The organism is Priestia sp. P5_B4 (genome assembly GCF_056400385.1).
Genome location: NZ_JBFULJ010001340.1, coordinates 1 through 727 on the forward strand (window position 1 = coordinate 1; position 727 = coordinate 727).

Annotated in this window: 1 protein-coding gene; it reads left to right on the top strand. The window is 38.5% G+C overall.

Annotation, left to right across the window (positions count from 1 at the left end; all coding sequences use genetic code 11):
- Positions 1-65: 65 nt before the first annotated feature.
- Positions 66-727: YARHG domain-containing protein (locus tag AC1DRF_RS30855; RefSeq protein WP_477742680.1), on the top strand; the 662-nt coding region annotated here is incomplete at its 3' end.

The window sequence follows — 727 nt, forward strand, 5'->3', positions numbered from 1 at the left end:
CAGTTACAGTCAATGATACAAAACAATCGATATCCAAGAATCAAACGCAAAAAATAGGACCTTTTATGATTGGGAATTACCCGCTTACGGCTTCTTATGAAAGCTCTTATGGAAAACTTACAGACCAAACCACTGTAAATTTTCACCGGCAAAAAGAAGAAAATATATCTGTGGTATTTAAAGGGGCTTACGTTACAATCTCATCGAATAGAGATGACGCTATTTTATTCGTAAATGGAAAAAGCACGGGACTGCAGGTGAATAGCTCATCACAAATAGGGCCTGTTGCCACGGATGGAAGCGTCACTGTTCATGCAGAAGTGCAAAAAGACGGCACAACGTTCAAAAGCAGTCCCTACACTATTCAAAGTGAAGAAAGTATTATGTTAAATATACAAACGCCGCCCGTCGAAAAGGAAAAAACCGTCATAAAAGAACGAGAAGTGATCGTGCCTGGGCCGCGCTCTTATGCTACTTCAAGCTCTTATATTCTTGCTGGTTCGGATTCTTACAAATTAAGCTATAGTGATATTAGCAGTTTGAGCTCGAGTGAACTAAGGCTAGCTCGAAATGAAATCTATGCGCGGCATGGGTATGTATTTAAATCGAAAGATCTTCAAGCCTATTTTTATGAAAAGTCATGGTATACGCCTGATTCATCATTTAGAGAGTCCTACTTATCAAGCGTTGAAAAATACAACGTTGATTTTATTAAATCATATGAGTA